General features: G+C 74.5%; 19 protein-coding genes. 5 read left to right on the forward strand and 14 right to left on the reverse strand.

The genetic code is table 11. From position 1 onward, the window contains the following. The 6 genes from FVA95_RS24990 to FVA95_RS25010 form a co-directional block, all read right to left on the reverse strand. On the reverse strand, positions 1-174 hold a 174-nt coding region (locus FVA95_RS24990; RefSeq protein ID WP_149662471.1), incomplete at its 3' end, for a leucine zipper domain-containing protein. Between the two features lie 115 nt (positions 175-289). Continuing rightward, a complete protein-coding gene (locus tag FVA95_RS24995) occupies positions 290-1,042 on the reverse strand; it encodes an amino acid ABC transporter ATP-binding protein (RefSeq protein WP_020628208.1) in 753 nt (250 codons plus the stop codon). Continuing rightward, on the reverse strand, positions 1,039-1,707 hold the full coding sequence (locus FVA95_RS32220; protein WP_205015976.1) for an amino acid ABC transporter permease: 669 nt from the start codon (positions 1,705-1,707) through the stop codon (positions 1,039-1,041). Before FVA95_RS32220 ends, FVA95_RS24995 begins: the two co-directional genes overlap by 4 nt. After that, a complete protein-coding gene (locus FVA95_RS32225; protein WP_205015977.1) occupies positions 1,708-2,460 on the reverse strand; it encodes an amino acid ABC transporter substrate-binding protein in 753 nt (250 codons plus the stop codon). Between the two features lie 107 nt (positions 2,461-2,567). Next, a complete protein-coding gene (locus tag FVA95_RS25005; RefSeq protein ID WP_193564417.1) occupies positions 2,568-3,356 on the reverse strand; it encodes an MBL fold metallo-hydrolase in 789 nt (262 codons plus the stop codon). After that, positions 3,353-4,159 (reverse strand): NUDIX hydrolase, encoded by an 807-nt coding sequence (locus FVA95_RS25010; RefSeq protein ID WP_149666328.1) that lies wholly within the window; start codon positions 4,157-4,159, stop codon positions 3,353-3,355. Before FVA95_RS25010 ends, FVA95_RS25005 begins: the two co-directional genes overlap by 4 nt. Before the next feature lie 52 nt (positions 4,160-4,211). Between FVA95_RS25010 and FVA95_RS25015 the strand changes: the two genes are divergently transcribed. Next, positions 4,212-5,105, forward strand: coding sequence for a Gfo/Idh/MocA family protein (locus tag FVA95_RS25015; protein ID WP_149666329.1), 894 nt, complete (start codon positions 4,212-4,214; stop codon positions 5,103-5,105). A gap of 150 nt (positions 5,106-5,255) precedes the next feature. On the opposite strand, the gene FVA95_RS25020 is transcribed toward FVA95_RS25015, so the two are convergent. From FVA95_RS25020 to FVA95_RS25035, 4 genes are all read right to left on the reverse strand, one after another. Then, entirely contained in the window at positions 5,256-5,510 is a 255-nt protein-coding gene (locus FVA95_RS25020) for a hypothetical protein (protein ID WP_149666330.1), read from the reverse strand. 2,305 nt (positions 5,511-7,815) lie between these two features. After that, positions 7,816-8,379 (reverse strand): hypothetical protein, encoded by a 564-nt coding sequence (locus tag FVA95_RS25025; protein ID WP_149666331.1) that lies wholly within the window; start codon positions 8,377-8,379, stop codon positions 7,816-7,818. 12 nt (positions 8,380-8,391) lie between these two features. Further along, complete coding sequence (locus FVA95_RS25030) at positions 8,392-8,850, reverse strand: RidA family protein (protein ID WP_149666332.1); 459 nt, start codon at positions 8,848-8,850, stop codon at positions 8,392-8,394. Beyond that, positions 8,847-9,017 (reverse strand): DUF4177 domain-containing protein, encoded by a 171-nt coding sequence (locus tag FVA95_RS25035; RefSeq protein WP_020626603.1) that lies wholly within the window; start codon positions 9,015-9,017, stop codon positions 8,847-8,849. The genes FVA95_RS25030 and FVA95_RS25035 overlap by 4 nt, the downstream gene beginning before the upstream one ends. A 165-nt stretch (positions 9,018-9,182) precedes the next feature. Here FVA95_RS25035 and FVA95_RS25040 point away from each other — a divergent pair, with 165 nt between their 5' ends. Further along, positions 9,183-10,235 (forward strand): ArsA-related P-loop ATPase, encoded by a 1,053-nt coding sequence (locus FVA95_RS25040; RefSeq protein ID WP_149666333.1) that lies wholly within the window; start codon positions 9,183-9,185, stop codon positions 10,233-10,235. Continuing rightward, on the forward strand, positions 10,232-11,395 hold the full coding sequence (locus FVA95_RS25045; protein WP_149666334.1) for an ArsA family ATPase: 1,164 nt from the start codon (positions 10,232-10,234) through the stop codon (positions 11,393-11,395). Before FVA95_RS25040 ends, FVA95_RS25045 begins: the two co-directional genes overlap by 4 nt. Positions 11,396-11,397: 2 nt before the next feature. On the opposite strand, the gene FVA95_RS25050 is transcribed toward FVA95_RS25045, so the two are convergent. Next, positions 11,398-11,661, reverse strand: coding sequence for a hypothetical protein (locus tag FVA95_RS25050; RefSeq protein WP_043280967.1), 264 nt, complete (start codon positions 11,659-11,661; stop codon positions 11,398-11,400). A gap of 91 nt (positions 11,662-11,752) precedes the next feature. Here FVA95_RS25050 and FVA95_RS25055 point away from each other — a divergent pair, with 91 nt between their 5' ends. Beyond that, positions 11,753-12,196, forward strand: coding sequence for a MarR family winged helix-turn-helix transcriptional regulator (locus FVA95_RS25055; protein WP_205015978.1), 444 nt, complete (start codon positions 11,753-11,755; stop codon positions 12,194-12,196). A 2-nt stretch (positions 12,197-12,198) separates the two neighbouring features. Here the strand turns inward: FVA95_RS25055 and FVA95_RS25060 are convergent, their stop codons facing one another. Both FVA95_RS25060 and FVA95_RS25065 read right to left on the reverse strand, forming a co-directional pair. Beyond that, complete coding sequence (locus tag FVA95_RS25060; RefSeq protein ID WP_149666335.1) at positions 12,199-12,876, reverse strand: class I SAM-dependent methyltransferase; 678 nt, start codon at positions 12,874-12,876, stop codon at positions 12,199-12,201. Between the two features lie 18 nt (positions 12,877-12,894). After that, positions 12,895-13,257 carry a WhiB family transcriptional regulator gene (locus FVA95_RS25065; RefSeq protein WP_082375646.1) on the reverse strand — a complete coding sequence of 121 codons (363 nt, stop codon included), beginning with the start codon at positions 13,255-13,257 and terminating at the stop codon, positions 12,895-12,897. Between the two features lie 154 nt (positions 13,258-13,411). On the opposite strand from FVA95_RS25065, the gene FVA95_RS25070 reads away from it, so the two are divergent. Continuing rightward, entirely contained in the window at positions 13,412-15,802 is a 2,391-nt protein-coding gene (locus tag FVA95_RS25070) for a penicillin-binding protein (RefSeq protein ID WP_240051720.1), read from the forward strand. Between the two features lie 82 nt (positions 15,803-15,884). Here FVA95_RS25070 and FVA95_RS25075 read toward each other — a convergent pair. Then, positions 15,885-16,054, reverse strand: a 170-nt coding sequence (locus tag FVA95_RS25075; RefSeq protein ID WP_149663856.1) for an integrase core domain-containing protein, incomplete at its 5' end; no start/stop codon positions are given.

Consider the following 16,054-nt stretch of genomic DNA (forward strand, 5'->3'; position numbering starts at 1 on the left):
GTCGGCCATCCCCGCCGGCCCCTCGGCCCGGTAGCGGTCGGACCACTTCTTGGCGGTCCGCGCGGAGACCATGAACATTGTCGCGGCCGCGGTGTGGGTCCAGCCGTGCTCGACGACGAGTTGAGCGAGCCGCAGCCGGGCGCGCGGGGTCAGAGCGGCGTTAGCGTGGGACACGAAGGCCTCCGGTGGGTGAAGCGGTTCCTAGACAGCTCCACTTCACAACCGGAGGCCTTCGTCTGTCAGCCAGACTCACCGCCCCCGGACGGGACAACCTCCCTGGACATCACATCTAGAGCGGGTCGAGGATCCGCTTCAGGAACTGTCGGGTGCGGGGCTGCGCCGGCTCGACCAGCACCTGCGACGGCGGACCGGACTCCGCCACCACCCCGCCGTCGACGAAGAGGACCTGGTCGGCGACCTGCTGGGCGAAGCGGATCTCGTGGGTGACGATGACCATCGTCCGGCCCGCCGTCGCGAGGTCCTTGATCACCCGCAGGACGTCGCCGACGAGCTCGGGGTCCAGCGCCGAGGTGGGCTCGTCGAACAGCATCAGCTGCGGGTCGAGGGCCAGCGCACGGGCGATACCGACGCGCTGCTGCTGGCCGCCGGAGAGCTGGTAGGGGTACTGGTCGGCCTTCTCGGCCAGCCCCACCTGGTCCAGCAGCCGCCGGGCGTCCGCGGTCGCCTCGGCCCGGGGCCGCTTCTGCACGATCACCGGGCCCTCGATGACGTTCTCCAGGACGGTGCGGTGCGGGAACAGGTTGTGCGACTGGAACACCATCGCGGTCCGGGATCGGAACCGGGCCAGCGTGGCCCGGTCGACGGGGGCGCCGAAGTCGACCGCGAGATCGCCGATGGTGATCACCCCGGCGTCGGCCCGGTCCAGCGCGTTCAGGGTGCGCAGCACCGTCGTCTTGCCCGAGCCGGACGGCCCGATCACGGCGGTCACGGTCCCCGCGGGGACGTCGAACCCGATGTCACGCAGGACCTCCAGCGTCCCGAAGGACTTGCGCAGGCCCCGGACGGTCAGCAGGTCGCTCATCGCGCCACGTACCTCTCCAGCCGCGCCTCCACCCGTACCTGCACGGACGAGAGGATCAGGCAGACGATCCAGTAGTACACCGCGGCCACGCCGTAGAGGGCGAAGAAGTCGAACGTCGGCGCCGCGGCCAGCTGGGCGACCCGCAGCAGCTCGGTCACCAGGATGGTCGAGGCCAGCGACGTGTCCTTGACCAGCGAGATCAGCGTGTTCGACAGCGGCGGGACGGCGGTCCGCGCGGCCTGCGGGAGGATCACCCGGCGCAGTGTCGTCGCGTACCCCATGCCGATGGTCTGCGCGGCCTCCCACTGCCCCTTCGGGATGGACAGGATCGCCGCCCGGATGATCTCGGCCGCATAGCCGCCGACGTTGAGGCTGAACGCGATCACCGCCGACGGGAACGGGTCGATCACGAGCCCGAGCTGCGGCAGCGCGTAGAACACGATGAACAGCTGGAGCAGCAGCGGCGTGCCGCGCACGACCGAGATGTAGGCGCGGGCCAGCCAGGACAGCGCCGCGATCGACGAGATCCGGGCCAGCGCCAGCAGCAGGGCCAGCGCCAGCCCGATCACGAAGCTGATCGCCGTCAGCGGGATGGTCATCGTGACCGTCGCCTTCAGCATCGGCCACAGGTTGCGGCCGATCAGCTCCCAGGTGCCGGGATCCATCTACTTCCCGCTGACGTCGCTGCCGAAGTACTTCTCGGACAGCTGCGCCAGGGTGCCGTCGGCCCGCAGCTCGGCCAGTGCCCGGTCCACGTCGGGCATCAGTCCGCTGTCCTTGCGGGCGGCGAAGGCCTGCTCACTGGTGTCCCCGGTGGTGGCGGCGACCTTGATGCCCTTGTCCCCGGTCGACTTCTCGTACTCGCCGACGGCGAGGGTGTCGTTGACCGTCGAGTCGATGCGGCCGTCCTTGAGCAGCTGGACGGCCTGCACGAAGCCCTCGACGGCCTCGACGTTCGCCCCGGCGCCGCGGGCGACCTCGGCCCAGTTGCTGGTCGCGGACTGGGCGGTGGTGCGGCCCCGCAGGTCGGCCAGGCTGCGGATCGCGGTGTCGTCGGCGCGGGTGACGATCACGCCTTCGGACACGGTGTAGGGCGTCGAGAGGTCGTACTTCGCCTTCCGCTCGTCGTTGATCGTGACCTGGTTGGCGACGAGGTCGATCCGCTGCGACTCGAGCGCGGCGAAGATCGAGTCCCACGGGGTCTGGACGAACTCGACCTCCTTGCCGAGCTTGGCGCCGACCGCACGGGCGACCTCGACGTCGTAGCCGGTCAGCTGCCCGTCGGGGCCCTGGAAGCTGAACGGGCTGTAGGTCCCCTCGGTGCCGACGCGCAGCGTGTCGGACCCGGCACTGCTGCAGCCGACGAGGGTGGTGAGGGCCAGCAGCGCGGCGGCCAGGGCCAGGATCGTGCGACGCACGGGGTCTCCTTCGGGCGGAACGGGGCGGACGGATCGCGACGCCCCCGCGGATGCGGGGACCTTAGGCCGATCGGGCCTCGCCGGTCCAACGCTCCGCGGAGCCCCGTTCATCCACGCAGGTGATCCAGCTGTGCCCGGACCGACAGTTCGGCGGCGTCCCACAGCGAGGTGTCGACGTCGGCGTAGACGACCTCGACGACGTCGCGGGCCGACGCGTCCGGCCCGAGCCGCTCCAGCGCCGCCCGGACCTGTTCCAGCCGCTGCTCGCGGTGGGCGAGGTAGTGGCGTGCCGTCTCGGCGGCGTCCGGGAGCTCCGGCCCGTGCCCGGGGAGGACCGGGGTGCCCGCGGGCAGCTCCGCGATCCGGCGCAGCGAGTCCAGATAGGGGCCGAGGGTGCCGTCGGGATGGGCGATGACGGTGGTGCCGCGGCCGAGCACGGTGTCGCCGGAGAGCAGCGCGCCGCCGTCGGCGCCGGGGCCGCGCAGCAGCAGCGACACCGAGTCCGAGGTGTGACCGGGGGTGCTCAGCACCTCCAGCTCGACCCCGCCACCGGTGACGACGGCGCCGTCGAGCAGCGGAGTGGTCCCCGACGTCAGCGAGGGGTCCGCGGCGAACACGGGTGCGCCGGTCAGCTCGACGAACCGGCCGATCCCGCCGGCGTGGTCGTGGTGGCGGTGGGTCAGGACGACCGCGGCGACCGGCGGGCCGTCGGCCAGCGCCTCCAGGTGCGTGCCGTCGTCCTCACCCGGGTCGACGACGATCCGGTCGCGCGCGTCCGGGGCCGCCAGCACCCAGGTGTTGGTGCCCTCCAGCGTCATCGGGCCGGGGTTGTCCTGCAGCAGCACCGACGCCAGCGGGTGCGCGGCGCGCAGCGTGCCGTAGAGCGGATGGCTCACCGGACGGCCTCCTCGTAGATCCAGTCGGGATCGCCGGGCAGAGTGATCGTGACGACCCTGCCCTCGCGCCGCACCTCGGGCGTGATCGGCTCGATGTCGCGCTCGGCCGCCGCGGCGAGGACGTCGGCGGCGGTGGTGTGGCGGTCCAGCTCCTGCAGGGTCCGCAGGGTGGGCGGCATCAGCTTGAGCTCACCGTCGTCGTAGCCGGCCAGCGCCTCGGCCGGGGTCCACCAGCGCGCCTCGACGGCCTCGGTGGTGGCGTCGTCGGCGACCTGGCCGTCCGGCACCCGCGCGACGAGGAACGCGGTGTCGTAGCGCTTCGGGTTGCGTGGTGGGGTGATCCAGCGGGCCCACGGGACCAGCAGGTCCGCGCGCAGCTCCAGGTCGTGCGCCGCCAGCAGCTCCGGCAGCGTGGTGCGGTGGGCGACCAGGTCGTCCCGCCAGGCCGCGGCGGCCTCCAGCGGGCCCGGTTCGGATCCGGTGGGGGCCGCCAGCAGCACGCCGCACTCCTCGAAGGTCTCGCGGACGGCCGCGGTCACCAGCGCGGCGGCCAGGCCCGCCGGCTGGGCGAGCCTGGCGCCGAAGAGGGCCGGGTCCGGACCGCGCCAGCGGGCGGGGTCCGGCTCGTCCCCTGCGGAGACACCGCCGCCGGGGAACACGGTCATGCCGCCGGCGAACGCCATCCCGGCCACTCGTCGCTGCAGGAAGACCTGCAGGTCACCGCCGGCCGGCTCGTCGCGGACCAGCAGGACGGTCGCGGCGGCCCTCGGCTCGACCGGCTGCGTCGCCGGATCATCGCTCATGGCCGCCGACCCTAGGTCATGATCGGGGCCGGTCGGCGGTGAGAATGCCCGCATGCGTATCGGACTGCTCGGCGCCGGGCCGTGGGCGCGACAGGTGCACGCCCCCGCCATCGCGGCGCATCCCCGCTGGTCGGCGGCCGGGGTGTGGGCGCGACGACCGGAAGCGGCCGCCGAGATCGCCGCAGTCTCCGGCGGTCCGGTGCACGCCTCGGTCGAGGACCTGCTCGACGCGTGCGACGCCGTCGCGTTCGCCGTCCCGCCCGCCGTCCAGGCCGAGCTGCTGGAGCGGGTCGTGGCCGCCGGGAAGCACGTGGTGCTGGAGAAGCCGCTGGCCGCGGACCTGCCCTCCGCCGAACGGGCCGCGGCTGCGGTCGCGGCGTCGGGCGTCCGGTCGGCGACGATGCTGACCCTGCGGTTCGACCCGGCGATCCGGACCTGGCTCGACGCGGTCCCGACCGGCGCCGGTGGACCGGGGACGACCGCGACCGCGCGCTGGCTGTCCGGGGCTCTGCTGGGCGGGCCGTTCGCGGCGTCGTCGTGGCGGGCCGAGCACGGGGCGCTGCTCGACGTCGGTCCGCACGTCGTGGACCTGCTGGACGCGGCGCTGGGCCCGGTCGTCGACGTCGACCACGCCCACCGCGACGAGCCCGACCTGTGGCGGATCGGCCTCGTCCACGACGGCGGCGCCCGCAGCTCGGTGGTGCTGTCGCTGCGCGTCCCGGTGGACCCGACCGAGTTCGAGGTGGCGCTGGTCGGCGGGCTCGGGGCGGACGGCCGCGGCCGGTACGTGCTCGACCGACGCCCGGCCGACGCGGTCGCCTGCTTCGGTGCGCTGCTCGACGACCTCGCGGACGCGATCGGCTCGGGCGCGGACCTCCCGGTGGACGCCGCCCGGGCGCTGCACCTGCAGCGGGTGCTCGACCGGATCGTGCGCGCGGTCGGCTGAGTGCCCGCTCCGGCCCGGCTGAGCTGTTGCTCCGGCTCGGCTGAGCTCCGGCTCCCGTTCGGCTGAGTTGCTGCTCCCGCCCGGCCGGAGTTCTCGCTTTCGCCCAGGGGACGCTGTTCCGCGAGGACGGTCCCCCGGAACCCGGCCGGATCAGCCCCGGTCGGTGCGGGCGGTGCCGTTGCGGGGGGTCGGTTCGCCGCCGTTCTCGCGGGCCGCGAGCTCCTCGTGCAGCCGCTGCAGCAGGTCCTGTTCGGTGGGGGTGAGCCGGTCGGCCAGGCCCCCGGCGGGGCGGGGGCGCGGTCGCGGCCTCGGGGCGGGTGCCTCCGCGGACCCTGCCGCGAGCCCCGTCGCCGGCTCCTCCGGCGGGCGTGGCGCGGGCTGGTCCGTCGCCGGTGTGGGCGCCACGACGTCGGCCGGTTCGGTGGTGTCCGCGACGGGCTCGTCCGGTTCCTGCGGCTCGTCCGGCTCGTCGTCGGTGAGCAGGAGGTGGCGGGGGCGGCGTGATCCGGGTCCTCCGGGGTCTCCGACGAGGCCGGCGCGGTGCCGTTCGCGGCGGGGACGACGTGCGGCGTGCCCGGAACGGTGCGGTCGACATCGGTCCGGTCGGTACGCGCCGGGGGCTCCGGTGGCGGGATCTCCCCGACCCAGGCGCCGGAGGCCCAGTCCGCGAGCCAGGACGCCTCGTCGGGGCCCGGCGCCGCGGGTGCTCCGACGGGCGGACGCACGACGACCGGAGCGGGCCCGTCGCCCGCGGGCGCCCGCCCGGCGGCCCCGCGGGGCGGTACGCCGAGGTCACGCCGGGTCGACCGGCGGCCGACCGGGGACGGATCCGCGGCGGCGACCGGCGGAACGGGCGTGGTCGGGGACTCGGGCATGATCGGGGACCCTGGAGCAGTCCGAGACGCCGGGGGCCCGGGACGTGCCGGGGTGACCGGTGGTGTCGATGGTCCGTCGGAGGGACCCGGCGGCCGGTCGGACGGCGACGGGTCAGGCGCAACCGGACGCTCCGGCGGCTCCGCCACGGGCCCGCGGTCCGCGGTCGCGGGGTGCGCCCCGTTGTGGTCCGGGGAGTGGCCGTTGCCGGGCCCGGTGGATTCGGCGACGAACCGGTGCCGGGGGACGTCGGGGACCTCGCCGACGCCGCTCGCCGGCGTCGGGTTCGGGCTGCCGGCCTCCGGGGGCGAGTCGAACCAGTCACCCCCGGTGGCCTCGCGCAACGCCCGGATCGGCGGCGACGGCCGCGGTGCCGGATGAGCGGTGTCCTCGTTCTCGGCGGGTACCGCGACGGGTCGTGCCGCGGGGCCGCGAGACCTGGCCGGACCGGGGTCGGCGCCGTCGGGGGTGCCGGTCTCCGGGCCGTGAATGGTCGGGTCGGCGGTGGCCGTCTCCGGACCGTGTGCGGTGTCGGCCGAGGTGCCGGTGTCCGGGCCAGGACCGGTCGCGTCGGACGGGCTCGTCGCGGAGCCGGTCGCGGGAGTACCCGGGTCCGCGCCGGCGCGGGAGGCGGCAGCGTCCGAGGTCCGGCCCGGCCGGTCGCCGGGCCCGCTCGTTCCCGGCGAGGTGGTGGTCCCGCCCGTCGACACCGGATCGACCCGGCCGTGTCGGTCCGCCGGTCCCGGGGCCTCCGCGGAGGGGCTGTCGGTGCGGGGTGCGGGGCGGTCGTCGGGAATCGGCGCGGGCGATCGCCCCGGGTCGGGGACGTCCGCATCGACGCCGGGGCGCAGGGGGGAGCCGTCGGCGCGGTCCCGGGCCGGTACGGCATCGAACGCCGGCGCCGCGTCGCTGCCCGGGCCGCCGAGTGCGTCGGGCCCGGGGGCCGCGGTGGTGGAGGGCGCGTCCCGGTCGGGCCGCGGGTCCGGGGGGACCGCCGCGGGCACGAGCCCGGCCCGGGCGGACGGCCGGTCGTCGGGACGGTCGCCGGGAGCCCGGTCGGACGACGGGGCCGAGATGGGCGGGACCGGCCGGTTCCCGGCGGGCAGGGCGCCCTCCGCCGACACGTCGTCACGGGACGGGACGTCACGGAACGGAGCGTCGTGGGACGGAGTGTCGTGGGACGGGGTGTCGTGGGACGGGGTGTCGTGGGACTGAGTGCCGTGGGACGGCGCAGAGGAGGCGGCTGCGGGGAGCGGTCGCGCGACCTCCCGGGCGGCGCGGTGGTAGTCGGGGTCCGGGCTGTCGTCGCCGACCTCGACCGACACGACCAGCCCGGCCCGGGCCAGCGCCGCCTGCGCCTGGTAGGTCAGGACCTCGGGTGCATCGTGCGGTCCGGTGCGAGCCAGCAGCACCGGCTGCGGCAGCGGGCCGGGGGCGGCACCGGCGGGCGTCGTGCGCCAGGCCAGCGTCCAGCCCGACTCCGGGACCGGGACGCCGGCGAGTGCGGCGGTCACCGCCTCCGCGGCACCGGGCGGGCCGTCGCCGTCGAACCGGTGCGGACCCGCGGCGACGTCCGCGGCGGGCGGCAGGCAGGCGTCGGCGTCGGGCTGCACCCGGCGGGCGGCCGCCTCGGCGACCAGCTCGGAGCGCACCGCGTGCGGCAGCACCGCCCGTTCCGCGACGAGCTCGGCGACCAGCAGCTCCAGCGCGTGCCCCTCCTCGCCGACGGCGACGAGCTCGCGTCCGGTGGCGAGCAGGTCGTCGTCCACCCGGCCGGCCAGTTCCCGCAGCAGGCGGTACGTGGGGTCGGACATGGGGCCTCCTTCGCGGTCCCGCGTCAGCCGGTGGGGACCGGCTCGCGGCTCCACAACGACGCCGCCGCGGTGCACGCAGCCTCGTGGTACTCGGTCGGGGCGTCGCCGGTGAGGGCCTCGACGCGCGGGACACGGTCACCGTGGACACGCAGCAGCCGCGCGACCGCGGCGGCGAGCAGATGCGGCCGCTGCGCGTCACGCACGAGCAGCACGCGGGCTCCGTCGTCGCGCACGGCCAGCAGCAGCGCGGACGCCTCGTCACGCACCACCGACAGGGCCGACCACGCGGCCAGGTCCGGCTCGCCCGCCGTGAACGTGGGCGGGGCGGGGGGTGTGCCGGGCAGCACCGCGTCGACCAGGCGCCGCGACGGCGCATCCGGCCCGACGACCTCGGCCAGCAGGCTGCGCTCGTGCCCGGTCAGCCCGATCCGGTGCCGCAGCAGTGTGCGTGGCAGGACCGCGCCGAGAGCCGTGGTGTCCCCGGCGGCCAGCCAGTCGCGCAGCCGCCAGAGCAGCTCGTCGGGAACCCGGCCGGCGAGCCGCAGCAGCAGCTCGTGACCGGCCGGGACCCCGGCGGACACACCCATGTCGACCCGACCTCAGTCCTCGATCTCCACGGTCAGTTCCACCTCGACCGGTACGTCCAGCGGCAGCACCGCGACGCCGACGGCCGACCGGGCGTGCGCCCCGGCCTCACCGAACACCTCACCGAGCAGGTCCGACGCACCGTTGATCACGCCGGGCTGACCGGTGAACGACGGGTCCGACGCGACGAACCCGACCACCTTCACCACGCCGGTGACGCTGTCGAGGCCGACCAGCCCGTCGATCGCGGCGAGCGCGTTCAGCGTGCAGATCCGGGCCAGGTCGTAGGCCTGCTCGGCGGTGACGGTGTCGCCGACCTTGCCGGTCGCGGCGACCTTCCCGTCCACGAACGGGACCTGGCCCGCGGTGAACACCAGGTTCCCGCTGCGCCGGGCCGGGATGTAGGCGCCGGCCGGTGTGGCCACGGCGGGCAGGGTCAACCCCAGCTCCGTCAGCCGGGCGAGTGCGCTCACTGCTGCACCGGCCGCTTGAAGAACGCCACCAGCTGCTCGGCGTTCGCGCCGCTGGTCACCGTGACCAGTTCCCAGCCGTCGCGGCCGAAGTTGTCCAGGATCGCCTTGGTGTTGTGGATCAGCAGGGGGGCGGTCAGGTATTCCCACTTCACGACCGGGGAGCTCATGGGCGGGACTGTAACCCGGGCACCCGACACCGAACCGCCGTGGCGCGACGGATGGCCGTCCCGCTGCGACGGACGCCCACCGCCGGAGCGTGGGACGCGCCCGTCCGTTGTGGGACGCACCTCGCCGACGGGCCGCTGTCGGTGGGCGCTCGTACGCTGGTCGCCGTGACCACGACCGTCCGGCCCGAGCCCGGAACCCGCCCCGACCCGTGGCCCGATGCGCTCTCCCGCGTGCGGTTCCACGTGGTGTCCGGCAAGGGGGGGACCGGCAAGACCACCGTGGCCGCCGCCCTCGCGCTGGCCCTGGCCGGCGGCGGGAAGCGGGTGCTGCTCGTCGAGGTCGAGGGCCGCCAGGGCATCGCCCAGGTCTTCGACACCGCGCCGCTGCCGTACGAGGAGCGGCGGATCGCCGTCGCGCCCGGCGGGGGTGAGGTGCGGGCGCTGGCCGTCGACGCCGAGGCCGCGCTGCTGGAGTACTTCGAGATGTTCTACCGGCTGGGCGTGGCCGGGCGGACCCTGCGCCGGATGGGCGCGATCGAGTTCGCGACCACGCTCGCCCCCGGCCTGCGTGACGTGCTGCTCACCGGCAAGGCCAAGGAGTGCGTCACCCGCACGGAGTCCGACGGCCTCCCCGCCTACGACGCGGTGGTCCTCGACGCGCCGCCCACCGGTCGTCTCGTGTCGTTCCTCGACGTCACCAGGGCGATGGCGGACCTGGCCAAGGTCGGACCGATCCACGGGCAGGCCAAGGGAGTCGAGGCGCTGATCCACTCCCCGCTCACCGCGGTGCACCTGGTCACGCTGCTGTCGGACCTGCCGGTCACCGAGACGCTCGACGCCGTCGCCGAGCTCGACGCCGCCGGGATCCCGCTCGGCTCGGTCGTGGTGAACCGGATGCGCGAGCAGTGGCTGCCCGACCGCTCGGTCACCGCCGCCGCGGGCGGCCGGGTCGACGCGGCCCGGATCCGCAACGGCCTGCAGAGCGCCGGGATCGAGCTGGCTCCCGCCGAGATCGACGGCCTGGTCGCCGAGACCGTGGAGCACGCCGTCGCCGTCGAGGGGGAGACCGCCGCGCTGCGCCGGCTGGAGACCGAGCCGACCCCGCCGCTGCCGCGGATCACGCTGCCCGCGCTGCTCGGCGGTGTGGACCTCGGCTCGCTCTACGAGCTCGCCGAGTCGATGACCGCGCAGGGAGTGCACCTGGAGGCCCGCCGATGACCAGCAGGACCGACCCGGCGCCGGACCGGGTGCTGGACGTCGACGCCCTGATCGACGACCCGGCCACCCGGGTCATCGTGTGCTGCGGCTCGGGGGGCGTCGGGAAGACGACCACCTCCGCGGCGCTCGCGGTGCGCGCCGCCGAGCGCGGCCGTCAGGTCGTCGTGCTCACCATCGACCCGGCGCGACGCCTGGCCCAGGCACTCGGGGTGGACGAGCTGTCGAACGACCCCGCCCCGGTGAAGGCGGTCGACGGCGAGCTCGCCGCGATGATGCTGGACATGCGACGCACCTTCGACGAGATGGTGGAGTCGCACGCCCCGCCCGAGCGGGCCCAGAAGATCATCGAGAACCCCTTCTACCAGACGGTCTCCTCCTCGTTCTCCGGGACGCAGGAGTACATGGCGATGGAGAAGCTGGGTCAGCTCGCCGGCGCCGGGACGTGGGACCTCGTCGTCGTCGACACACCGCCGTCTCGCTCGGCGCTGGACTTCCTCGACGCCCCGCAGCGCATGTCCCGCTTCCTCGACGGCCGCATGATCAAGCTGCTCGCCGCGCCCGCCCGGGCCGGCGGTCGCGGGCTGCGCCGGATCGTCGAGGCCGGGTTCGGGCTGTTCGCCAAGGCCGTCGGCTCGATCATCGGCGGACAGATGCTGCAGGACGCGTCGGCGTTCGTGCAGGCCTTCGACACCCTGTTCGGCGGCTTCGCCGAGCGGGCCGACAAGACCTACGCGTTGCTGCGCTCGGAGGGCACGGCGTTCCTCGTCGTCGCCGCACCGGAGCCGGACGCGCTGCGCGAGGCGGCGTACTTCACCGAGCGGCTGTCGTCGGAGGACATGCCGCTGGCCGGGCTCGTGCTGAACCGGACCCACCCGGTGCTCGCGCCGGTCTCCGCGGCCCGCGCGCGGGCCGCGGCCGAGCAGGTCGGCGGACCGGGGTCGCAGATCGCGGCCGCGGTGCTGCGGCTGCACGCCGACCGCGTCGACCTGCACGAACGGGAGGAGCACCTGCTCACCCGGTTCTCCGCCGCGCACCCCGGTGTGGCGGTGACGCGGGTGCCCGCGCTGGCCGGTGACATCGCCGACCTCGACGGGCTGCGTCGGGTCGGCGCGCTGCTGGCCGGTGAGACCGAGTCCGGCGCCGCGGCGTCGGCGGGCTGAGCTCAGGACACGCCGAGCGCCGCCCGCAGCCGGGCCGAGCGGGGCGCGAACACTTCCAGCACCCCGACCGCGCGCAGGCCCGGCAGCAGGTCACGCAGGTGCGCGGCCAGACCGGCCTCGGCCGGGTCGCCCGCGGGCAGTGCCTCCAGGGACCGCGCCGTCGCGACGAACGCGGCGACCGTCCCCTTGCGCACCGGCGTCCCGCCCAGCTCCGCGTACTCGACCCCGTCCGGCAGGACGTCCTCGGGATCCACTGCTCCGGTCATGACCACTCCCTCCATGAGCGTGCACTGTGCACGCATTCGGACGGTACGCCGGACGGCGGGGCGCGTGCAAGATGCACGTATCGTGGGCGGTGTGACCCCCGAACGACGCTGTGCGGACGCCCTCGGTCGGCTCCTGCTGCGCGACACCCGCACCGGGCTGCACTCGGCACTGACCGGCGGCATCGACGGTCTCGACGCGACGACCTACCCGGTGCTGTCCGGGCTGGCGCGGCTCGGCGACGGGGTCAGCACCACCGAGCTGGCCGCCGCCGTCGGGCTGGAGCGCAGTGTCGCCAGCCGGCACGTCAACACCCTCGAGGCGCACGGCCTGCTGCTCCGCCGTCCGCACGGGACCGACCGTCGGGCGGTCGCCGTCGCCCTCACCGACGCGGGGCGGGCCGCGGTCGACCGCACCCGTGGACGGCTCGACGCGCGTCTGGAACGCCTGCTGTCCGGGCTGGACCGGGCCGAGGCCGACCGGTTCGCGACGGTGCTGGAGGGCGTCGTCGAGGGGCTGCGCGATCCCGCTCGCTGAGCTCAGGGCATCGAGAAGAAGATCATCGGGTTGCGTGAGGTCCCGCGTGCCCCGGTGATCCCCAGCTCGGCCCGGACGGCGTCGAGCGCACGCAGGTTCCGCGGTGCCGCGGCCCGCGAGGGTGTGAACCAGCCGGTGCCGCTGCGCCCCAGGTGCCGCAGTACCTCGGACCCCTCGGTGAACGGCCGTGCCCGGGGCAGGTGGAACACGTCGTGCACGCTGGTCGGCGTGCCCGTCGCGATCCGCCCGAACAGGTGCTCCAGGTACCAGCGGGCGAAGCGGCGTCCGTGGTCGGCGTCGACGAACAGGTAGCCGGTGCCGGCCGGGACCTTCTCGACGGTCTCGCGCAGGTCCCCGCGGTGGAACGTCCAGCGCCCGGCCGACAGCTCCTCGGGCACGGTGCCGCACACGTGGTCGACCAGGTCGAACGACTGCAGGTGACCCGCCCCGTTGTCGCGCAGCGCGGACAGGATCCAGGTGGTGGACCAGCCGTAGTAGGTGCCGACCTCCACCACCTGCGACGGCCGGTGGTGGCGCAGCAGCAGGTAGGTCAGCTCGGCCTCGACGTCGTCGAGCTGCGGAGTGATCGTGCCGCCGGCGAGGAGCGCCCGCTGCTGGTCGATCACCGTGGCGAGATCGTCGGCGTGCGTCCGGTAGAGACCGGCCAGGAACTCCAGCACGCCGCTGACGCTATCGGGTCAGGCGCTCCTGCTGCGTCCGGCGTAGTGGTCGGAGCGCGCGCGTCCGAGCAGTGCGGCCCAGTCGCGCACGTCCGGGCGCCGGCGCAGGAGCGCCCGGCGCTCCCGCTCCGTCATCCCGCCCCACACGCCGAACTCGACCTGGTGGTCCAGGGCGTGCGCGAGGCACTCGGTGCGGACCGGGCAGGACAGGCAGAACTCGCGTGCCTCGCGCTGGTCGGCGCCGGTGACGAACAGGTTCTCGGCGTCCTCGGTACGGCAGCGTGCGGCCGACCGCCAGTTCCAGACCGCGGTGCAGGCGCGGACGACGACGGCGGGACGCAGGCGGGGCCTGCCGGTGACGGGACGCAGGGTGTCGAGCATCGGGTCGCCTCTCGGGCCGGTGCGGGCCCGGTGGCCCGCGACGTGATGCGTCGATCCTCGACCGCGGAGGGTGTCCGGGTCAGCGCGCAAAACTACGCAACCCGGGGGTGTCGGCCTGACCGGTTCCTGACGCCGTGGCCCGTAGGCTGGTCCCGTGAGGTTCCCCCGGCGTCTGCTCCGCCCGCTCGGCGTCCTCGCCGGCCTGTGCGTCCTGCTCGGTGTGATCACGGCGGGCATGGCCTTCCCGCTGGTCGGCGGCCTCGGCATGCTGTCCAACGAGGCGGGTGACAGCGTCACGTCGAGCTCGGCGGACCTGGTCGGCACCCGCCCGCCGCTGACGACGACGCTCACCGACTCCGACGGTCGCCCGATCGCCTACCTGTTCGACCAGAACCGCACCGAGGTCACGAACGACCAGATCTCGACCGCGATGAAGGGCGCGATGCTGGCCATCGAGGACCGCCGGTTCTACGAGCACGACGGCGTCGACTGGCAGGGCACGCTGCGCGCGGTCGTCGCGAACTCGGCGTCCGGTGACGTCGTCCAGGGTGCCTCGACGATCACCCAGCAGTACGTCAAGAACTACATGCTCTACGTCGACGCGACGAGCGAGGCCGAGCGGCTCAAGGCCACCGAGCAGACACCGGCCCGCAAGCTCAAGGAGGCGCGGATCGCCCTGCAGCTGGAGCGCCAGCTGTCCAAGGACGAGATCCTCAACCGCTACCTCAACATCGTCTTCCTGGGCAACGGCTCCTACGGCGTCGCCGCCGGGGCGCGCACGTACTTCAACACCACGCCGGACAAGCTGACCGTCCCGCAGGCCGCGATGCTCGCCGGCATGGTCCGCTCGACCACCCAGTTCGACCCGGTGCAGAACCCGCAGACCGCGCTGCAGCGGCGCAACGTCGTGATCGACCAGATGCGCCAGCAGCAGATGATCGACGACGCCCAGGCGAAGCAGGCCATGGCCGCTCCGCTCGGCGTCGCGAACCCGCTGGTCCGGGTGCCGAACGGCTGCATCGGCGCCGGCGACATGGGCTTCTTCTGCAAGTACGTGACGCAGTACCTGACCGAGGCCGGCTTCACCGAGGAGCAGATCCAGCGCGGCGGCTACACCATCCGCACCACCCTGGACCGCCGCGCGATGGAGGAGGTCAAGCGCTCCCTGGACAAGGAGGTGCCGCCGGACACCCCCAACGTCGCGAACGTGATGTCGCTGGTCCAGCCCGGCCAGCACAAGCACCGGGTGCTCGCGATGGGGTCGAGCCGCACGTTCGGCCTGAACGCCGACGCCGAGGAGACCAGCTACGGCCTGCCGTACCAGCCGGTCAACCTCGGTGCCGGGTCGACGTACAAGATCTTCACCGCGGCCACCGCGCTGGAGAAGGGCCTCGGCATCAACTACTCGATGCAGGTGCCGCCGTCGGGCTACGCCTCCCCGATCTACGTCGACGGCAGCGGCCGCCCCGTTCCGGTCGCGAACGCCGGCAACTACCCCGGCCGGATGAGCCTCACCGATGCGCTCGCGCAGTCGCCGAACACCGCGTTCATCAAGCTCGAGGAGTTCACCGGGGTGCCGGACGTGGTCGACATGGCCGTCCGTCTCGGCATGAAGTCGCTGGCCACGACGCCGTTCGTCGACCCGGGCACCGGCAAGCGCACCGACCGCTCGATCGCCGAGGTGATCAAGGACCAGCGGCTCGCGTCGTTCACGCTCGGCGTCACCCCGACGTCGGTGCTGGAGCTGGCCAACGTCGGCGCCACCCTGTTCTCCCAGGGCAAGTGGTGCCCGCCGACCCCGATCGACTCGATCACCGACGCCGAGGGCAAGCCCGTCCCGATCACCGAGGAGCCCTGCCAGCAGGCCGTCGATCCCGCGCTGGCGAACACCCTGGTCACCGGCCTGAGCAAGGACGACGTCGCCGGCACCTCCGCCGCCGCGGCGAGGGCCGCGGGCTGGACCCGGCCGATGGCGGGCAAGACGGGGACGACCCAGCAGCACAAGTCGGCCGCGTTCATGGGTGCGATCCCGGAGATGGCCGGCGCGGTCATCACCTTCGACAACTCCAACCGGCCGCGACCCCTCTGCGACGGCGGCGGCGCCCCCTTCGCCTGCGGGAACGGCAACATCTTCGGCGGCAAGACCCCGGCCCGCACCTGGTACGGCGCGGTGGGCCCGCTCGTCGCGAACACCCCGCCGACCCCGCTGCCGCCGACCGACCCGCGCTACCTCGACGGCGGCGCCGAGTCGCGCATCCCGGACGTCGTCGGCCGGTCGGTGGGCGACGCCCGCGGTGAGCTGGAGGGTGCCGGATGGCAGGTCACCACCCGCACCGTCGACAACAACGCTCCCGAGGGGACGGTCGTCGGGCAGGAGCCCCGCGGCGCCGCGCTCCCGGGTGAGCAGGTGACCCTGCAGGTCAGCAGCGGGTCGGTGCCCGCTCCGCCGCCGCCTCCGGGCAGCCCGGCCCCGGCGCCCGCGCCGGACTCCGGCCCGCCGCCGGGCCGGCCGGACGAGGGGAACCGCCCGCCCGACGGCGGGTGACGCTCCGCCCGGCCGGGTCACCCGGCCGGGCGGCACCGCGCGCCATACCCCGTCGGAAGCAGGCGTCACCGCTGGTCGCGGCCTAGATGTGATGTCCAGGGAGGTTGGTCAGCCTGGTGACTGGTGGCTGGCCGCCGATGGCGGAGTGAGCGCGGTGGTGATTGTAGAAGTGCAGCCAGCCGGGTAGGGCGTCGTTGCGTTGGCGGGTCGACTCATAGAGTCGGGCGTAGGCCCAGCCGTCGGCCAGGGTCC

Origin of the sequence: Pseudonocardia sp. EV170527-09 (assembly GCF_008369905.1) — a bacterium.
Classification (GTDB): Bacteria; Actinomycetota; Actinomycetes; order Mycobacteriales; family Pseudonocardiaceae; genus Pseudonocardia.

Excerpts from the sequence above, each read along its gene's own strand:
- FVA95_RS24995 (WP_020628208.1), bottom strand. The coding sequence starts at position 1,042 with ATGAGCGACCTGCTGACCGTCCGGGGCCTGCGCAAGTCCTTCGGGACG.
- FVA95_RS32220 (WP_205015976.1), bottom strand. The coding sequence starts at position 1,707 with ATGGATCCCGGCACCTGGGAGCTGATCGGCCGCAACCTGTGGCCGATG.
- FVA95_RS25010 (WP_149666328.1), bottom strand. The coding sequence starts at position 4,159 with ATGAGCGATGATCCGGCGACGCAGCCGGTCGAGCCGAGGGCCGCCGCG.
- FVA95_RS25015 (WP_149666329.1), top strand. The coding sequence starts at position 4,212 with ATGCGTATCGGACTGCTCGGCGCCGGGCCGTGGGCGCGACAGGTGCAC.
- FVA95_RS25025 (WP_149666331.1), bottom strand. The coding sequence starts at position 8,379 with ATGGGTGTGTCCGCCGGGGTCCCGGCCGGTCACGAGCTGCTGCTGCGG.
- FVA95_RS25035 (WP_020626603.1), bottom strand. The coding sequence starts at position 9,017 with ATGAGCTCCCCGGTCGTGAAGTGGGAATACCTGACCGCCCCCCTGCTG.
- FVA95_RS25045 (WP_149666334.1), top strand. The coding sequence starts at position 10,232 with ATGACCAGCAGGACCGACCCGGCGCCGGACCGGGTGCTGGACGTCGAC.
- FVA95_RS25050 (WP_043280967.1), bottom strand. The coding sequence starts at position 11,661 with ATGACCGGAGCAGTGGATCCCGAGGACGTCCTGCCGGACGGGGTCGAG.
- FVA95_RS25065 (WP_082375646.1), bottom strand. The coding sequence starts at position 13,257 with ATGCTCGACACCCTGCGTCCCGTCACCGGCAGGCCCCGCCTGCGTCCC.